At 66.9% G+C, this 14,715-nt stretch carries 19 protein-coding genes and 2 tRNA genes; 8 read left to right on the forward strand and 13 right to left on the reverse strand.

The features are described from left to right. Positions 1-8 precede the first annotated feature (8 nt). On the forward strand, positions 9-431 hold the full coding sequence (locus ACQPYM_RS31995; RefSeq protein WP_433007954.1) for an arsenate reductase ArsC: 423 nt from the start codon (positions 9-11) through the stop codon (positions 429-431). 35 nt (positions 432-466) lie between these two features. After that, positions 467-1,510, forward strand: coding sequence for an ArsO family NAD(P)H-dependent flavin-containing monooxygenase (locus tag ACQPYM_RS32000; RefSeq protein ID WP_433007956.1), 1,044 nt, complete (start codon positions 467-469; stop codon positions 1,508-1,510). Here the strand turns inward: ACQPYM_RS32000 and ACQPYM_RS32005 are convergent. Further along, positions 1,494-2,486 carry a three-helix bundle dimerization domain-containing protein gene (locus tag ACQPYM_RS32005; protein ID WP_433007958.1) on the reverse strand — a complete coding sequence of 331 codons (993 nt, stop codon included), beginning with the start codon at positions 2,484-2,486 and terminating at the stop codon, positions 1,494-1,496. The two genes, ACQPYM_RS32000 and ACQPYM_RS32005, sit on opposite strands and share 17 nt — an antisense overlap. A gap of 40 nt (positions 2,487-2,526) precedes the next feature. Beyond that, a complete protein-coding gene (locus ACQPYM_RS32010; RefSeq protein ID WP_433007960.1) occupies positions 2,527-2,868 on the reverse strand; it encodes an ArsR/SmtB family transcription factor in 342 nt (113 codons plus the stop codon). Positions 2,869-2,950: 82 nt separating this feature from the next. On the opposite strand from ACQPYM_RS32010, the gene ACQPYM_RS32015 reads away from it, so the two are divergent. Next, positions 2,951-4,009, forward strand: a complete 1,059-nt coding sequence (locus ACQPYM_RS32015) for a flavin-containing monooxygenase (RefSeq protein ID WP_433007962.1) — start codon at positions 2,951-2,953, stop codon at positions 4,007-4,009. 6 nt (positions 4,010-4,015) lie between these two features. On the opposite strand, the gene ACQPYM_RS32020 is transcribed toward ACQPYM_RS32015, so the two are convergent. Together ACQPYM_RS32020 and ACQPYM_RS32025 are read right to left on the reverse strand one after the other, a co-directional pair. Continuing rightward, positions 4,016-4,588, reverse strand: coding sequence for a hypothetical protein (locus tag ACQPYM_RS32020; RefSeq protein WP_433007964.1), 573 nt, complete (start codon positions 4,586-4,588; stop codon positions 4,016-4,018). Continuing rightward, on the reverse strand, positions 4,570-4,914 hold the full coding sequence (locus tag ACQPYM_RS32025) for a PadR family transcriptional regulator (protein ID WP_433007966.1): 345 nt from the start codon (positions 4,912-4,914) through the stop codon (positions 4,570-4,572). The genes ACQPYM_RS32020 and ACQPYM_RS32025 overlap by 19 nt, the downstream gene beginning before the upstream one ends. Positions 4,915-4,972: 58 nt before the next feature. Here ACQPYM_RS32025 and ACQPYM_RS32030 point away from each other — a divergent pair, with 58 nt between their 5' ends. Both ACQPYM_RS32030 and ACQPYM_RS32035 read left to right on the forward strand, forming a co-directional pair. Beyond that, complete coding sequence (locus ACQPYM_RS32030) at positions 4,973-5,956, forward strand: ATP-binding cassette domain-containing protein (protein ID WP_433007968.1); 984 nt, start codon at positions 4,973-4,975, stop codon at positions 5,954-5,956. Continuing rightward, the gene (locus ACQPYM_RS32035) at positions 5,956-6,753 is read left to right on the forward strand and encodes an ABC transporter permease (protein WP_433007970.1); all 798 of its coding nucleotides are present in this window, start codon (positions 5,956-5,958) and stop codon (positions 6,751-6,753) included. Before ACQPYM_RS32030 ends, ACQPYM_RS32035 begins: the two co-directional genes overlap by 1 nt. Before the next feature lie 10 nt (positions 6,754-6,763). Here the strand turns inward: ACQPYM_RS32035 and ACQPYM_RS32040 are convergent, their stop codons facing one another. From ACQPYM_RS32040 to ACQPYM_RS32070, 7 genes are all read right to left on the reverse strand, one after another. Then, complete coding sequence (locus ACQPYM_RS32040; protein ID WP_433007972.1) at positions 6,764-7,777, reverse strand: permease; 1,014 nt, start codon at positions 7,775-7,777, stop codon at positions 6,764-6,766. A gap of 14 nt (positions 7,778-7,791) precedes the next feature. Next, entirely contained in the window at positions 7,792-8,118 is a 327-nt protein-coding gene (locus ACQPYM_RS32045; protein WP_433007975.1) for an ArsR/SmtB family transcription factor, read from the reverse strand. Further along, the gene (locus ACQPYM_RS32050) at positions 8,109-8,465 is read right to left on the reverse strand and encodes a rhodanese-like domain-containing protein (RefSeq protein ID WP_433007977.1); all 357 of its coding nucleotides are present in this window, start codon (positions 8,463-8,465) and stop codon (positions 8,109-8,111) included. The genes ACQPYM_RS32045 and ACQPYM_RS32050 overlap by 10 nt, the downstream gene beginning before the upstream one ends. 57 nt (positions 8,466-8,522) lie before the next feature. After that, positions 8,523-8,777 carry an ArsR/SmtB family transcription factor gene (locus ACQPYM_RS32055; RefSeq protein ID WP_433007979.1) on the reverse strand — a complete coding sequence of 85 codons (255 nt, stop codon included), beginning with the start codon at positions 8,775-8,777 and terminating at the stop codon, positions 8,523-8,525. Between the two features lie 327 nt (positions 8,778-9,104). Continuing rightward, on the reverse strand, positions 9,105-9,569 hold the full coding sequence (locus ACQPYM_RS32060) for an alkylmercury lyase family protein (RefSeq protein ID WP_433007981.1): 465 nt from the start codon (positions 9,567-9,569) through the stop codon (positions 9,105-9,107). A 355-nt stretch (positions 9,570-9,924) separates the two neighbouring features. Continuing rightward, positions 9,925-9,998: transfer RNA gene (locus tag ACQPYM_RS32065), tRNA-Met, on the reverse strand. 171 nt (positions 9,999-10,169) lie between these two features. After that, positions 10,170-11,324 (reverse strand): alkaline phosphatase PhoX, encoded by a 1,155-nt coding sequence (locus ACQPYM_RS32070; RefSeq protein WP_433007983.1) that lies wholly within the window; start codon positions 11,322-11,324, stop codon positions 10,170-10,172. A gap of 157 nt (positions 11,325-11,481) precedes the next feature. On the opposite strand from ACQPYM_RS32070, the gene ACQPYM_RS32075 reads away from it, so the two are divergent. Continuing rightward, positions 11,482-11,622: a hypothetical protein gene (locus tag ACQPYM_RS32075; protein WP_433007985.1), complete on the forward strand. Its 141-nt coding sequence runs from the start codon at positions 11,482-11,484 to the stop codon at positions 11,620-11,622. A gap of 143 nt (positions 11,623-11,765) precedes the next feature. Here ACQPYM_RS32075 and ACQPYM_RS32080 read toward each other — a convergent pair. Then, a tRNA-Met gene (locus ACQPYM_RS32080) sits at positions 11,766-11,842 on the reverse strand. Positions 11,843-11,951: 109 nt separating this feature from the next. Between ACQPYM_RS32080 and ACQPYM_RS32085 the strand changes: the two genes are divergently transcribed. Then, entirely contained in the window at positions 11,952-12,917 is a 966-nt protein-coding gene (locus ACQPYM_RS32085) for an N-acetyltransferase family protein (RefSeq protein WP_433007987.1), read from the forward strand. A 102-nt stretch (positions 12,918-13,019) separates the two neighbouring features. After that, a complete protein-coding gene (locus ACQPYM_RS32090) occupies positions 13,020-14,084 on the forward strand; it encodes a hypothetical protein (protein WP_433007989.1) in 1,065 nt (354 codons plus the stop codon). Positions 14,085-14,252: 168 nt separating this feature from the next. Here ACQPYM_RS32090 and ACQPYM_RS32095 read toward each other — a convergent pair whose 3' ends face one another. Then, positions 14,253-14,657 carry a hypothetical protein gene (locus tag ACQPYM_RS32095; RefSeq protein ID WP_360284801.1) on the reverse strand — a complete coding sequence of 135 codons (405 nt, stop codon included), beginning with the start codon at positions 14,655-14,657 and terminating at the stop codon, positions 14,253-14,255. Between the last annotated feature and the right edge of the window lie 58 nt (positions 14,658-14,715).

The following is a 14,715-nucleotide window of genomic DNA, read 5'->3' on the forward strand; positions in this document are numbered from 1 at the left end:
CGTCTTCCGTGTCTGACAGCATCCCCGAAGTCTTGTTCGTCTGCATCCACAACGCCGGCCGCTCCCAGATGGCCGCCGCCCTGCTGGACCACCACGGCGCCGGGCGTGTCGTCGTCCGGTCCGCGGGCTCACAGCCGGCCGACCAGCTCAACCCGGCAGTCGTCGAGGCGATGGCCGAGCTGGGCCTGGACATCTCCCAGGAGTTCCCCAAGCCGCTCACCGATGACGCCGTCAAGGCCTCCGACGTCGTCATCACGATGGGCTGCGGCGACGAATGCCCTTACTACCCGGGCAAGCAGTACCTCGACTGGAAGCTCGAGGACCCGGCAGGCCAGGGCATCGACGCGGTACGGCCGATCCGCGACGAGATCGACAACCGCGTCCGCGCACTCCTCGCCGAGCTCGTCCCGTCCACCGACCCGGTCAGCTGAACCAGACAACAGGACCACTGCGCGAGGTGCGCGCGGTGGTCATCGGCGGTGGCCAGGCAGGCCTGGCCACCGGGTTCTACCTGCGCCGCGCCGGTCTCGTTCCAGGCAAGGACTTCGTGATCCTCGACGCTGCCGACCAACCCGGCGGCGCCTGGGCCGAGATGTGGCCGACCCTCCGCACTTTCTCCCCCACGCAGCACTCGTCGCTGCCAGGCTGGATGATGCCCGCCTGGACAGCGGACGACGGCTACCCGCTGGCAGCTCACGTCGTCGACTACCTGACGCGATACGAGGAGCGCTACCAGCTCTCCGTACTGCGTGGGGCCCGCGTTTCGTCAGTCCGGTGCGGCGATCGCGGCCGTCTCGCCGTTTCCACAAATCACGGCGTCTGGCTTGCGGAACACGTCGTGTCCGCAGCCGGCACTTGGTCCAGACCGTTCGTACCGACCTACCCCGGCCGTTTCGCCGGGCGCCAGCTGCACACAGCGCAGTACCGGCAGGCTTCTGACTTCGCCGGTCAGCGGGTAATGATCGTTGGCGGCGGCAACTCCGCGGCCCAGATCCTCGCCGAGGTGTCCGAGGTCGCCGACACCACCTGGGTAACCCTTCGGCCCCCGCGTTTCCTGCCCGACGACGTCGACGGGCGGGCGCTCTTCGAGATCGCCACCAACCGCCGACGCAGCCGCGAGGCGGGCGGACCTGACACCGGCGGGGTCGCGGGCCTCGGGGACATCGTCATGGTCGACAGCGTGCGCGCCGCGCGCGACCGCGACGTACTGCACGCCCGCGGGCCGTTCGAGCAACTCACGCACGACGGTGCCCGCTGGCACGACGGCACCCAGCTCACCGTTGACACCATCATCTGGTGCACCGGCTTCCGGCCCGCGCTCCACCACCTGGCGCCCCTTGGCCTTCGCGGACCTAACGGTCTCATCCCCACTGAAGGGACGCAGGCCGTCAAGGAGCCCCGCCTCCACCTGGTCGGGTACGGCGACTGGACCGGACCTGCCTCGGCCACTCTCATCGGCGTAGGCCAAACCGCGCGCGCCCTCGCCGCGGAGATCACAGCAGCTCTTTGAGCAACTCCCTGACCTGCTGTTCGATTTCGTCCCGGATCTTCCGCACCGCGGCCAATGGCCGGCCTTCGGGGTCGTCGATCGGCCAGTCGAGGTACCTCTTGCCCGGGTAGACGGGGCAGGCGTCGCCGCAGCCCATCGTGATGACGACGTCGGCAGCCCTGACGACCTCGTCGGACAACGGCTTCGGATAGGTACCACCCAGGAAGACGCCGACCTCGTCCATGGCAGCGATGACGTTGGGATCGACGGCCGCAACGGGGAACGAGCCTGCCGATCTGACGAGGATCCGGTCTCCGGCCAGCTGGCTCATCAGACCGGCCGCCATCTGAGAGCGCCCGGCATTGCGGACACACACGAACAACACCTCGCTGCCGGACCCGCTGCTCTTCCCACTCGCCTTGGCCAGAGCGCTGAGCCGGTCCGCTGCGAAGCTGGCGGTCAGGGACGGCAGGAACCGGCGGATCCGGGAACGCGAAGCGAGCATCTCGTAGCTCTCGTCCACGTACCGCCTGACCGTCTCCGGCGAGAAGATCCCGGCGAAACGATCCGCCAACTGGCCGGCGATGTGCTCGAGCTGCCGATGCACGACCGCTCCAGCGGGATCCATCGAGACGCGGCTCTGGCTGGCCGGCGGAGGCGCGGAACTCTGCTCCGCCACCTCGATCCCGAGCAGGGCCGCCAGCTCGGCCAGCGCGTGATGGGTTGGCCGGTAGAACGTGAACGACTGCCGCCGCTCGCGGATCAACAACCCCGCCTCACACAGCTGCCGCAGATGATGACTAATCGTCGTCGACGTCCCGTCTGCCTCGGCTGCAAGCTGACTACGGCTGACCTCGCCCGCGGGATGCGTCAGTACGACGCTCATCAACCGCAGTCGCACCGGATCGGCAACCGCACTCAGCAACGTCGCCCGGTACTCCGCATCCTCCCGCGACAACGGCACTTGGAGTAACGGCCGACGACGCGGTTTTGACATGCGTCGATCTTCACACCTGTCTATATACGCGTCAACGCCGTCAGCAGCAGCTCTGGAGGTAGGCCTGCAGGTCGGCAAGTGCCGTCGCGCTTCCCTGCTTATCCGCGCGATACAGGACGGTTTTGCCTTCGCGGCGGGAGGTGACGATGCCGCCGCGCCTGAGCAGGTCGAGTTGCTGGGATGCGGTCGATTGACCGATGCCGGCTTGTGCGGCCACCTCGTTGACGGACAGCTCGCCGCCACGCGCGAACAGCAGCATGATCCGCTGCCTGGTCGGACTCGCCAGGGCTTTGAGGAAGTCATGCGTCGCCGCGGAGAGTTCGACCGGCTCCACAGCACATGCGGGCGCCTGCGCCGCATCGGTTTTGGTCTGCTTGGCCATCGCTGTCCCTCCGGTCGATCGCGAGCCAGCCTAGCCCGTATCGTCATTTCGTCATATTGGGATATGAGGATATGTTGTCTTCATGACTTCCTCTTCTGAACTTGTGGTGGTGGTTGGTGGCGGCCAGTCCGGCCTGGCGGGCGCGCGGGCTCTGCTGGACGTGGGCCTTCGGCCCGTGGTCCTGGAGTCCGGGAGCCGGCCGGTGGGTTCCTGGCCGTCGTACTACGACTCGCTGATCCTCTTCTCACCGGCTCGCTACAGCGGTTTTCCCGGGACGCCGTTCGCCGGTGACCCGGATCGGTATCCGGTCCGCGACGAGGTCGTGGACCACCTGGAGAAGTACGCCGCGAGCCTGACCGCGGAGATCCGAACCGGCGCGACGGTCGCCGACGTGGAGCGGGCCGGCGCCGGGTTCGACGTCCACCTGCAGGACGGCAGCACGCTGCATGCTGCGGCGGTGGTCGCGGCCTCAGGCTCGTTCCGCAACCCATTCGTGCCGGAGATCCCCGGACGAGAGTTGTTCGACGGCGAGGTGCTGCACGTTGCTGACTACCGCTCCCCCAAGAAGTACACCGGTCGACGGGTCGTGGTGGTCGGTGCCGGGAACTCCGCGATCCAGGTCGCCTACGAGCTGGCCTCGGTGGCGAAGGTGACGCTGGCGACCAGGGCGCCCGTGCAGTACCTGCCTCAGATCCGCGGCGGTCACGACATCCACTTCTGGCTCGGCAAACTGAAACTCGACCTGCTGCCACCTGCGGTACTGGCACGCCTCTTCAACGGAACGCCAGTACTGGACACCGGCATCTACCGAACCGCAATCGAGTCCGGAGACCTGCCACGTCGCGACATGTTCACCGCCTTCGACACCGACGGCGTCGCATGGCCCGGCGGCGAACACGAGCAGGTCGACGCCGTACTGTTCGCCACCGGCTACCGCCCCCACCTCCCGTACCTGCGAAACCTGGAAGCGTTGACCCTAGACGGCATGCCGTTGCACCGGCAAGGAATGTCGACCACCCACCCCCGCCTTGCCTACCTGGGCATCGAGTTCCAGCGATCCTTCTCGTCGAACACCCTCCGCGGCGTACACCGCGACGCGAGATTCGTCGCAGCCGCGCTGAATCAGCAACTGACTCGCTGACAGTTGCTAGCGGGCGAAGACGCGGGGCAGATTGCGACCGGCCAGCGCGATGCGGATGAGGCTGGCCGGTACCGCCAAGGCCATCGCCCAGGTCATCGCCGGAGCGGCGAGAGCGACAGCCATAAGCATGCCGAGGTCGAGCAGGATCAACACCAGGGCGGCCGGCCCGGCGAGCCGGACTGTCGCGCAGTTGTTGCTCCTGGCAACAACACCGAGAGTCGCCGCGACAGCCAACAGGACGGCACCGAAGGCCGCTGCGACCGCCACGGGAATACCCCAGGTCCACACATGCCCGGTGAGCAACGTCGCTCCCCAGAGACCGGCGAACGCCGGGGCGCTGACCAGCAAGGCGATCGCGGTACGCCGCCCTGGGGAATGGCGGGCGAAAGCGGCAGCGACCAATTGCGGCCGCCCGAATTCGATGATGGCTGAACGCGCGGCGTCAGTAGGCGACTGGCCGCGACGTAACTGGCGCTGAAAGGTCTCCTCCAGGCCGTCGGCCAGTTCCTCGACGGCCTCGACAGGGAGGCGCCGTGCGAGCTCGGCCAGGTACCCGTCGATCAGGTCGCGGCCGGCCATGGACCCGGTTCCAAAAGTGTCGTCACGGCACTGGCGAACTCACGCCAGTTGGCTCGTTCACCGGCAAGCTTCTCGTGGCCCTCGGCGGTGAGCTGGTAGCTGCGCCGGCGACGCCCGTCGACGACCGACCACGATCCGCTGATCAGTCCAGCTCGCTCGAGCCGGTGCAGTGCCGGATAGACCGTCCCGGTCGGCAGGTCGAAGCGGCCGCCGCTGCCGTCCCGCAGAGCCTCCTTGATCGCATAGCCGTGCCGCGGCCCGTCGGTCAGCGTGGCCAGCAACAGAACGTCGAGGTGACCTTTCAAGGCTTGCGCATCCGCCCTCATAGGTAGTTATCCTACAACAGGCGGATAGGTAGTAATCCTAGCTATAGGCGGTGTCGTGATGAGCAAACCTGCGATCGTGGCCACCGGACTCATGAAGCGGTTCGGATCGATCGATGCGCTACGCGCTGTCGACCTGGAGGTGCGGGCCGGGACAGTACTGGGATTGCTCGGGCCGAACGGGGCAGGCAAGACGACTGTGGTCCGGATTCTCGCGACACTATTGCGACCGGAGGCGGGCACTGCCCGGGTGATGGGCCTGGACGTCGTCAGGCAAGCCGCAGCAGTGCGGCGGCACATCGGTTTGTCAGGCCAGTACGCGGCGGTCGATCCGTACCTCACAGGCAGAGAGAACCTGCAGCTGATCGGGCGCTTGTCCGGCCTGAGTCGCGCCCTTGCCCGCCAACGTGGCGACGAACTGCTGGATTCGTTCGACCTGGCCGGGGCAGCAGATCGGGTTCTTCGAGGCTATTCCGGAGGCATGCGGCGGCGTCTGGACGTCGCCGCCAGCCTCGTAGCCCAGCCATCGGTACTGTTCCTGGACGAACCGACTACCGGGCTGGATCCCCGGGGGCGGATCGGGTTGTGGCATGCGATCGAGGAGCTGGCCGCACAGGGCACGACGGTCCTGCTCACCACGCAGTACCTGGAGGAGGCTGACCAACTTGCCGACACCATCGTGGTCCTCGATGCCGGCCGGGTGATCGCCGCCGGAACGTCCGACCAGCTCAAGGCTCAGGTCGGCGGCGATCGGCTCGAGCTGCGCGCAGCGCAGGGCGTCGATCCGGCCGCAGTGGCTGCGGCCGTCGCACACCTCGGCTCCGGTCCACCGGTCGTCGACGCCGAGGACGGCCGGGTGGTGCTGCCGGTGGTCAACGGACCCGAGGTACTCGGCGACGCGGTCGCCCGGTTGGCGGCCGACGGTGTGCGAGTTACCGACCTGGCGTTGCGGAGGCCGTCGCTGGACGATGTCTTCCTGGCTCTCACCGGTCAGTCGGCATCCGCCGGTACTGCGTCGGATCCAGTCGAAGCGCGGAGCTCGTGATGGCCGCCAGGCCGGAGACCTCGCGTGGGTTGCGGTGGCTCCTGAGTGATGTCTGCCTGATGACGGGGCGGAACCTGCGCCGACTCGTGCGGGTCCCGACGTTGATCGCGTTCGCCACGGTGCAGCCGGTGTTGTTCGTCTTGCTGTTCACCTCTGTGTTCGGCGGGGCGATCAGCCCACCAGGAGTGGAACGGTACGTCGACTTCCTGCTGCCGGGGATCTTTGTCCTGGCGATCGCGTTCGGTGCTTCACAGACCGGGGTGGCGATCGCGGACGATCTGGCCACCGGGATGATCGATCGGTTCCGTGCGCTGCCGATGACCCGTTCCGCGGTACTGGCCGGGCGGACGGTGGCCGACGCGGTGCGCAACTTGTTCGTCTTGGTGTTGATGACGGGTGTCGGGCATCTAATCGGGTTCCGCTTCCACGCCGGTACCGCGGCGGCCGTTGGCGCGATCGGGCTGGCGTTGCTGGTCGGTGTCGCGTTCTCCTGGATCAACGCGTTGGTGGGTCTGCTGGTGCACGATGCCGAGACTGCCGGGTTGGTCGGGCTGATGCCGGTGATCGTCTTGGTGTTCACCAGCTCGACCTTCGTCCCCGTCGCGACCATGCCTGGCTGGCTGCAGGCTTTCGCGAAGATCAACCCGGTCACCGTCACGGTCGATGCGTTGCGCGCGCTGGTGCTCGGCGGTCCGACAGCGGAGCACGTCTGGCAGGCCGTCGCCTGGATCGTCGGGCTGCTCGTGTTCACCGTCCCGATTGCCGTACTCCGCTACCGCCACATCACCACCGACTGACAGGGCATGCTCAGAGCCACAGCGGCGCGAGCCAGCCGAGCACAACGGCCCCGAGGTACAGAGACCCGACGACCAGCGCGACGACGCGTCGGCGGGCGATGAGCAGCATGCCGCTGATCGCGCCGACGCTCGTACCGGCGCCGGTCACTAGGAACGCCAATGCCGGACCCGTGCCCATGCCTCCGTCCATCAAGGTCGCGACTAGCGGCAGCGATCCGTCGGTGTTGAGGTAAACCGGGATGCCGAGCAGCGCGGCTAGTGGTACCGCGAGGAACGAATCGCCGCCGAGGTAGTCGGTGAGCCACCGCGTGGGTACAGCCTCTATGAGCAGATAGCCCAGGGTGGCGAAACCGAAGAAGAACAAGGCCAGACGCCGACCGGTGGTGAGGATCTCGCGCGCCAGCTCGCGGAACTTGAGTCGGGCGACCAGGCCGGCTCGCGGTCCGGCCGGCGCAAGGACCGTGACGGGCCCTTGTGAAGTTCCAGTACCGGAGTCGCAGCACTCCGTCGTGCCGTCTTGTCCGGACGGCGCGGGAGTGCAGGAGGTGGCGGCCCCGGCCGGAGTGGTCATGCGAGCCTGACCTTCGAGCCAGCCGGTGCGTTCGATCGCGAACGTGGCGAGACCGGCAACGAGGCCGAGCACTATCGCGGCGATGAAGAAGGTCAGCGCGAACGGTGCGCCGAACAGGCCGGTGGACAGTACGAGTTCCTCCGGGCTGGTCAACGGCGAGGAGACCATGAACGCCACCACTGGTGCCCACGGCACATGCGAGGCCAACGCCCCCAGGACGACAGCGGTGGTGCCGCAGGAACAAAACGGCGTCGCCGCACCCAGGGCGACCGCGCCGACGACAGCGATCGGTGTGCTCTTCCGCAGCCAGACCGCCAACCGGTCAGTGCCGATGTAGACGACCAGCGCAGAGGCGATGACGATACTCGCGACCAGGAACGGCCACACGTGGGTGAAGGTGGACCATACGTCGCCGAGGACACGGCCCAGCAGATCCAGCACAGAACCGATCACGATCCCTTGCTCCCTCAGTCAGTGGAGTGGATGAGCAGCAGGCCAAGACCGTTCAAGGCCGCGAAGTCGGCGCGATAGTTGATTCGATTTCCCGCCCGGTCGGTGCGGACCAAGCCGCTGCGACGCAGAACCTTCAGGTGATGACTGATAGTCGGGCCGGTGACAGTGAATCCGCTCGAGAGGTCGCAGACACAACCGCCCTGATCTCCACAGCAAGCGATCACCGACAACAGACGAAGTCGGACCGGGTCAGCCAGCGCCTTGAAACCATCCGCAGCCAGGGCTGCCGCGACCGTATCGATCGGCGCGACGCCGATCGGGCCGGCCGGTATCAACAGCATGAGCCGAGCGAAGGCCGGACAGGTGTCTCGATCGGCCGACCCTCATCGACCCAGTCCTGCTTCCCACCGACATAGCGGTGCACGTCGCGGTAACCGAGGTCGACCAATCGCTGGGCAACCCGCAGCGAACTGTCACATTCCGCACTGCCGCAGTACACGACGATGCGCTCATCCAGGTTCGGCAGCAACGTCTTAGCCAACTCGACCACGCGCCGGGGCCGGATGTTCACCGCGCCCGGCAGATGCCCTTCCGCGTAGACCTCCTCGGGCAATGCTTCGACCAGGACGCCCTCGCCCCTGGCGATCAGATCGGCCACTTCGGCATGCTGGATCTCGGAAATGGGCATGACGGAACTCCTCAGATGTCGCAGGTGTGGTGAAACGGTGAGTCGGTCAGGTCTGGCTCAGGTGGATTCGGACAGGCACCAGGCGAGGTCGAGCAGACCGACCACGCAGCGGTCCTCGATGCGGTAGAAGATCCGGTTACCGTCGCGGCGGGTCGCCAAGATGCCCTTGTCGACCAGCCGCTGAAGCTGATTCGACACCGCCTGCGCCCGCAGATCGACAGCATCGGCCAACTGACTCACCGACAGCTCCTCGTCCCGCACCAACGCGTGCAGCAACCGCAACCTGGTGTCGTTCGCCAAAACCTTGAACACACCCTCCAGCTCAGCCGCATCCGCCGCCCCAATCAAAGGCCGCGCCCCCAATGCCGGCCGCCGGGACCCCACCGCCTGCTCACTCACAACCCCACTATTACACAAGCTGGTGTAATAGTGAACAGCTCCAAGGGTTGATGATTAGCGGTATGACCGTTGCGGAGGAGACGTTCCAACCGTCGGCGCCGGGTGTGTTGGTGCTGCGGTGGCAAGTTCGAGGACCGTGATCTGGTGCGGCTGGGGGCTCATCCGGAGGTCGGGGTCTGCATCGGGTGCGCGAAGTACCTGCAGCGCCGCGCGTCCGAGCGCGAGGACGAGCTGCGACCGTCACGGGCCGCGCGGGCGCGTGCCGCCGTCCGACGTGTGCGTGAGGGGGTGATCGGCCCGGGGCGGCACGAACGGCCGGTCGTTGGGCGGCTGCTGCGGCGGATCGGCACCTGCCATGACCCGACCGGCCGGCAGATCGCGAGGAGTGGCTGGAACAGGCGGGTGGCGGGTGGCGAGTTGCTCGGCTTCGGGCTGGTTGAGGATCTGTCCGGGGATACCGGGGTGGCTGCTCGTCCAGGTCTGCGCGGTGGCGTGGTCTGCGAAGAAGGTGAGGTAGTCGCAGCAGCAGTCGGCTGACGGGCCGCCGCCGGAATCAGCGCCAATGAACACCACCGCCGTCGCGGGCTGCCAGGTGGTGCGCCCGCTGGTGGTGACGGTGACTGGTTGCCCGGTGGTGACGTCGACGGACTCGATCCGGGTGTCTCTCCGAGCATGCGCAATGCCGAGGGTATCTATCGCGCACATCGCTTAGACGTCGTTCTTCGACTGCCTCGACACCGAACAGCTTTCGCTGATCTAGTCACGCCCACGGCCCCGTGATTCGGCTGCCCGGAAAGCACTGCCTGACCCCTAACCCCGATCCTGCAGTACCTCTGGTACTGGGCAGTGAACCTCCTCGGCTTAGCTGAGGCTCGGTCACCTGGCTGCATCCTGGAAACCGATGGAGCCGGCAAATCGTACGCGAGTGACCTCAGATCAGCCCTAGTGAGGACCAGTAACGCGATTCCCAGACCGTAGGCTAGACCGTAGCCAACCTGATCCAGAGCGAATGACGAAGGCCCTCTGACCAGGGTTTCCCCTGGTCAGAGGGCCTTTCAAGTAGCGGGGGAAGGATTTGAACCTTCGACCTCTGGGTTATGAGCCCAGCGAGCTACCGAGCTGCTCCACCCCGCGCCGCTTTCTTACGAGCTTGAGTCTAGATCATGGCCGCTGAGCGTCCAAATCAGGACCCGGAAAGGCGAAGGCCCGCACCTGATGGTCCGGGCCGATCACCACTCCACGTCGGGCGCCGGTGCCGACGCCGCTCGGGGTGCGGTGCCTCCCGAGCGGGCGTCGGTACTGGGGTCAGCGGGTGGTGCGGAAGGGGCCGGTGACCTCGTAGGTGATGCCGCCGCTGCTCGAACCGGTGGTGCCGCGCTGGGAGGAGAAGTACAGGCGGTTGCCGACGGGGTTGAAGGCGACGCCGCACAGTTCCGAGCCGGACTGGCCGGTCACTCGGAGGAAGGGCGCTACCACGTCGGCGGGGGTGATGATGCAGATCTCCATGTTGCCGCCGTCCTCGGCGACGTACAGGTCACCGACGGCGGTGCCGGTGATGTTGTCGACGCCGGTCAGCGGCGGGTTGCTGGTCAGGTTGTCGTCGTAGGCGATCGCGATGGTGTTGTTCACTGCGTTGTAGGCCCAGACGCGGTTGTCGCCCTTGGTGGTGAAGAAGCAGGTGCCGTTGCGGTAGTAGCAGCCTTCGCCGCCGTTGAATTTCTTCATGCCGGACACCTGCCGGCGGGTGGCGGTCGGGCTGCCGTCGGGGTCGGGAACCCTGACCCAGGACAGCGTGCCACCGGACTCGCGTAGTACCTGCAGGGTGCCGGCGGACAGGTCGCCCCAGGTGGTTGGCACGAAACGGTAGAACCCGCCGTCGGAGACGTCCTCGGTGAGGTAGATGACGCGCCGGTCGGGGTCGACCGCGGCGGCCTCGTGGGAGAAGCGGCCCATCGCCTGACGGCGTACCGCGGCCTTGATGCCGAGCGGGTCGGTCTCCCAGATGTAGCCCAGGCTGGTCTCCTCGCCGGACAGCCAGGTGCCCCACGGGGTCGCGCCGCCGGAGCAGTTCCGGGTGGTGCCGGACAGGATGCGGTAGGCACCGGTGATCGAGCCGCTGCTGTTGAACCGCAGAGCGCTTGCACCGCCGCTCCCGCTGCTCAGCTCGGAGTTGGACACGTAGATCCAGCCGGTGCCGTCGGCGAAGCACGCTCCGCCGTCGGGCGCGCTGTGCCAGGTGTAGCTCGTACCGCTCACGACCCGGGTTGACCTGGCCAGTACCCGACTGGTGAAACCCTGCGGCAGCATGATGCCGTTCGCGTCGGCGGCCCGCAGACCGCCGTACGGGCTTGGGCCGGTTTGGGCCGGAAACGCCAGCGCCTGCGGCGCCACGCTGAACCCGAAGGCGACCGAGGCGGACGAACCGATCACTGCCGCGCGAAGAAAACTCCGACGATCCACGACTGACTCCTCACAGTGACAAGGGCGGAGCCGACAGTGAACCGCACCGACATGAACACCGTCCGAAGCCCGCTTGCCGCGTATTTGTACGGCGCCCATCGCCCGGACCGCGCGGCCGTGCTGGTGACACCGCGGTCGAGCGTTTGGTCTGCAGCCGGTGTGCCGGGATGTCTGGTCAAGTGCGGTCCAGTCGGTCGGCGTCCTGCTGTCGGCGGATCGCAGTGCGGCGGGCCGGCGGTCGAACGACGAACTGCACGCTTTACTCGTCCGGCACGACGTCCGGTTGTTCGGCCTCTGACACCACGACGGCCCGGACCAGCACTCGGTCGGAGTACAGGGAGAAAAGCTCAGTACGCGATTCCTGGACCGTAGCCGACCTGATCCAGCGCGCGAATGACGAAGGCCCTCCGACCGTGGTTTCCCCGGTCAAAGGGCCTTCCGTGGTAGCGGGGATAGGATTTGAACCTATGACCTCTGGGTTATGAGCCCAGCGAGCTACCGAGCTGCTCCACCCCGCGTCGTTGTGTCTTTAGTTTAGGGGGTGTGGGCCGGTAGTCCAAATCGAGGGGTGGGAGGGGAAAGGGAAACGTGTGTCGGGGAACGGGGTGGACGGCGTAGCGTCCGGGTATGGGCGAAGGGGTGATTCGGCCGTTCGAGACGGCTGATCTGGTGGCGGCGGGGCGATTGCTGGCTGAGCGGCAGCGCAGGCATCGGGTGCGGCATCCGTTGTTGCCGGCGGAGTATGAGGATCCGGTACTGGCGCTGGTCGAGGTGACTGCCGCATGGGAGACCGAGGGCGCCTCGGGGGCTGTGCTGGTGGAGGACGGTGAGGTCACCGGGTATTTGCTGGGGGCCCCTAAGTCTTCGCCGGCGTGGGGAGACAACGTCTGGGTCGAGCGCGCTGGGCAGGCTGCGCGGGATCCGGAGAGCATCCGCGAGCTCTACGGGGTGGCCGCAACCAAGTGGGTGGCGGACGGGAAGACGGCGCAGTACGTGGTGGTGCCTGATGAGGCGGAGTTGGTGGATGCGTGGTTTCGCTTGGGTTTTGGGGCGCAGCACGCGCATGCCGTACGGCCAGTGCCGGTCGAGCCGCTGCCGCCTAGGCCCGGTTTGACCGTACGCCGGGCGCGGCGCGATGACATTCAGGTCCTGGCGGAGCTGGATCTCGTGTTGCCGCAGTATCAAGGAGCGTCGCCGGTGTTCAGTGCCGGGGAGGTGCCGACCCTCGAGGAGGCGCTGGCGGATTGGGAACAGGCGATCGACGACCGGGACTACGCGACATTCGTTGCTGAGCGCAACGGTGTGGTGATCGGCTCGTCGATCGGGTGCTCGATCGAGAAGTCCAGCGCGCACGGTGGCGTGGCCCAGCCTGACAATGCGGGCTTCCTTGCGTTCGCGGCCGTGTTCCCGCAGGCGCGTGGGCTCGGGGCCGGGCGCGCCCTGGGTGAAGCGGTGCTCAACTGGGCTGCCGAGGTCGGTTACACCTCCGTGGTGACGGACTGGCGGGTGACGAACCTGCTCTCGTCCAGAGCCTGGCCGCGGCTCGGATTCGTGCAGACCTTCCATCGTTTGCATCGCCTGATCGGGTACTGATCAATCAAACGCTCTGTATACGGATCGTCACGATGAGCTATTGAAATCGCTCGGTGCGCATGTTTGCATCTCCTCAGTGATCGTTCCTTAAGGGGGGAACCGATGCCACGACTGCTTTTGCCTGCCCGCCTCGCAGCATGTCTGCTGATGCTGGCGACGTTCCTCACCGTCGTCCGGCCCGCGGACGCCGCCGTACCCGACCGCAAGGGTTGGGTGCTGTGGAACCAGACCACCGCCACCACCATCGGTACCGGCACCTGGCCGGCCGGCAGCACCGTCGTGGTGCTGGCGCCCGGCCGGTATCAGGTCAAGCTGCCGGGACAGGGCGCACCCAACGGGGTCGTGCATGTCACGGCGATCAACAACGCGCCGCACTGGTGTCAGGCGGAGAACTGGTTCCAGTCCGGTCCCGACGAGATCATCAACATCCGGTGCTACCGCGTCGGTGGCGCCCTTGACCCGACGAGCTTCAGTGCGTTCTTCGTTCGAGCGTCAGGTGGTCCCGCGCCTGGTCCGTACGGGTACGTCGACTCCGCCGCGTCCGGTGCGCTCGTCAGCCAGTACAACTCGACCGGAGCCGCCAACACTTCGACGCCGACCGGGGTCGGCCAGTGGCTGGTCAAGTTCCCGGGCCTGGTGGCCGGTGGAACCTTGGACGGCAGCCTGCAGGCCACGGCTGTCAACGCGGCAACAGGTGCGCGGTGCAAGGTCTCGGGTTGGTCCTCCAGTGCGAGTGGACAGGCCGTGAAGGTGCTCTGCTTCAACTCGGCCGGAGCCTTGCTGAACACGCGGTTCGCCCTCACCTATCAGTACAAGGTCTCCCTGTACGGAGCAGCGATCCCGCCGAAGTACTACGGCTACTTCCTCAACCAGCCGCCGGCCGGACCGCCGAGCACCAATCTGAACTCGGTACTGGGACTCGGGGCGAACACGATCATGGCCACCGGTCCCGGACTGGCGATGGTCACCTTCCCGCGGATCGCCTTCACCCAGAACACGGTCCAGGTGACCGCCTACGGGGCGAACTCGAACTTCTGCGGGCTCCAGACGTTCTGGACCAACAGCACGGTGGGCCCAGATCTGTACGTGCGCAACGTCAACTGCTTCACCACCGCCGGAGCACCCGTCGCCACCGGCTTCACGGTCAGCGCCAACTCCATCCTCTGACCCGCGAGGCCGCCGGCCCCAAGGCTGGCGGCCCCGCAGCGCGGCGTGACCCGCAGCGCGGCGTGACCCGCAGCACGGGCCAACCCGCAAGGCCGGCTGCCAGCGAGGCCGTAGCCGCCCGCAGTGGGCCCACACCGTCAACGCCTCGGTGTGGGCCCCACGTCGGGCTCAGGCGGTGTCTTCCGGATGGAAGCCCATCGCCGTCGTCAGCAGGTCGTCCTCACCGAAACGGGTGCGGTCGATCGACACCTCGGCGGCCAGACCGGGCGAGATGAAGTAGAACACCTGGTCGTCGGTGCGATAGCCGCCGTAACCGCCGACGTCCAGCGGCGTCAGTTCCCAGCTCTCCGGGTCCTGCTCGTGGTACTCGGTCAGGTAGGTCCGCAGCGTCTCGAGGTCGATCAGTTTCTCGCCCCGGATCGTTTTGACCGTCAGGTCGACCTTGGTCGCTCCCTCGGGATCGGGACCGGTCTCCCAGACGCGGCTGTGGAAGACGACGTCCTCCCACTCGTACTCGAAGTCGCTCGGCGTACCGATGCCGCCGGGCACGTGGTCGATGACGAATCCGTCCAAGGTGCACGCCCTCTGCTGTGTCGATGGAGGCTGGGTCGAATGGGGCTGGGTCGATTCG

The sequence above is a fragment of the Kribbella sp. CA-294648 genome, assembly GCF_050943845.1.
Taxonomy (GTDB): Bacteria; Actinomycetota; Actinomycetes; order Propionibacteriales; family Kribbellaceae; genus Kribbella.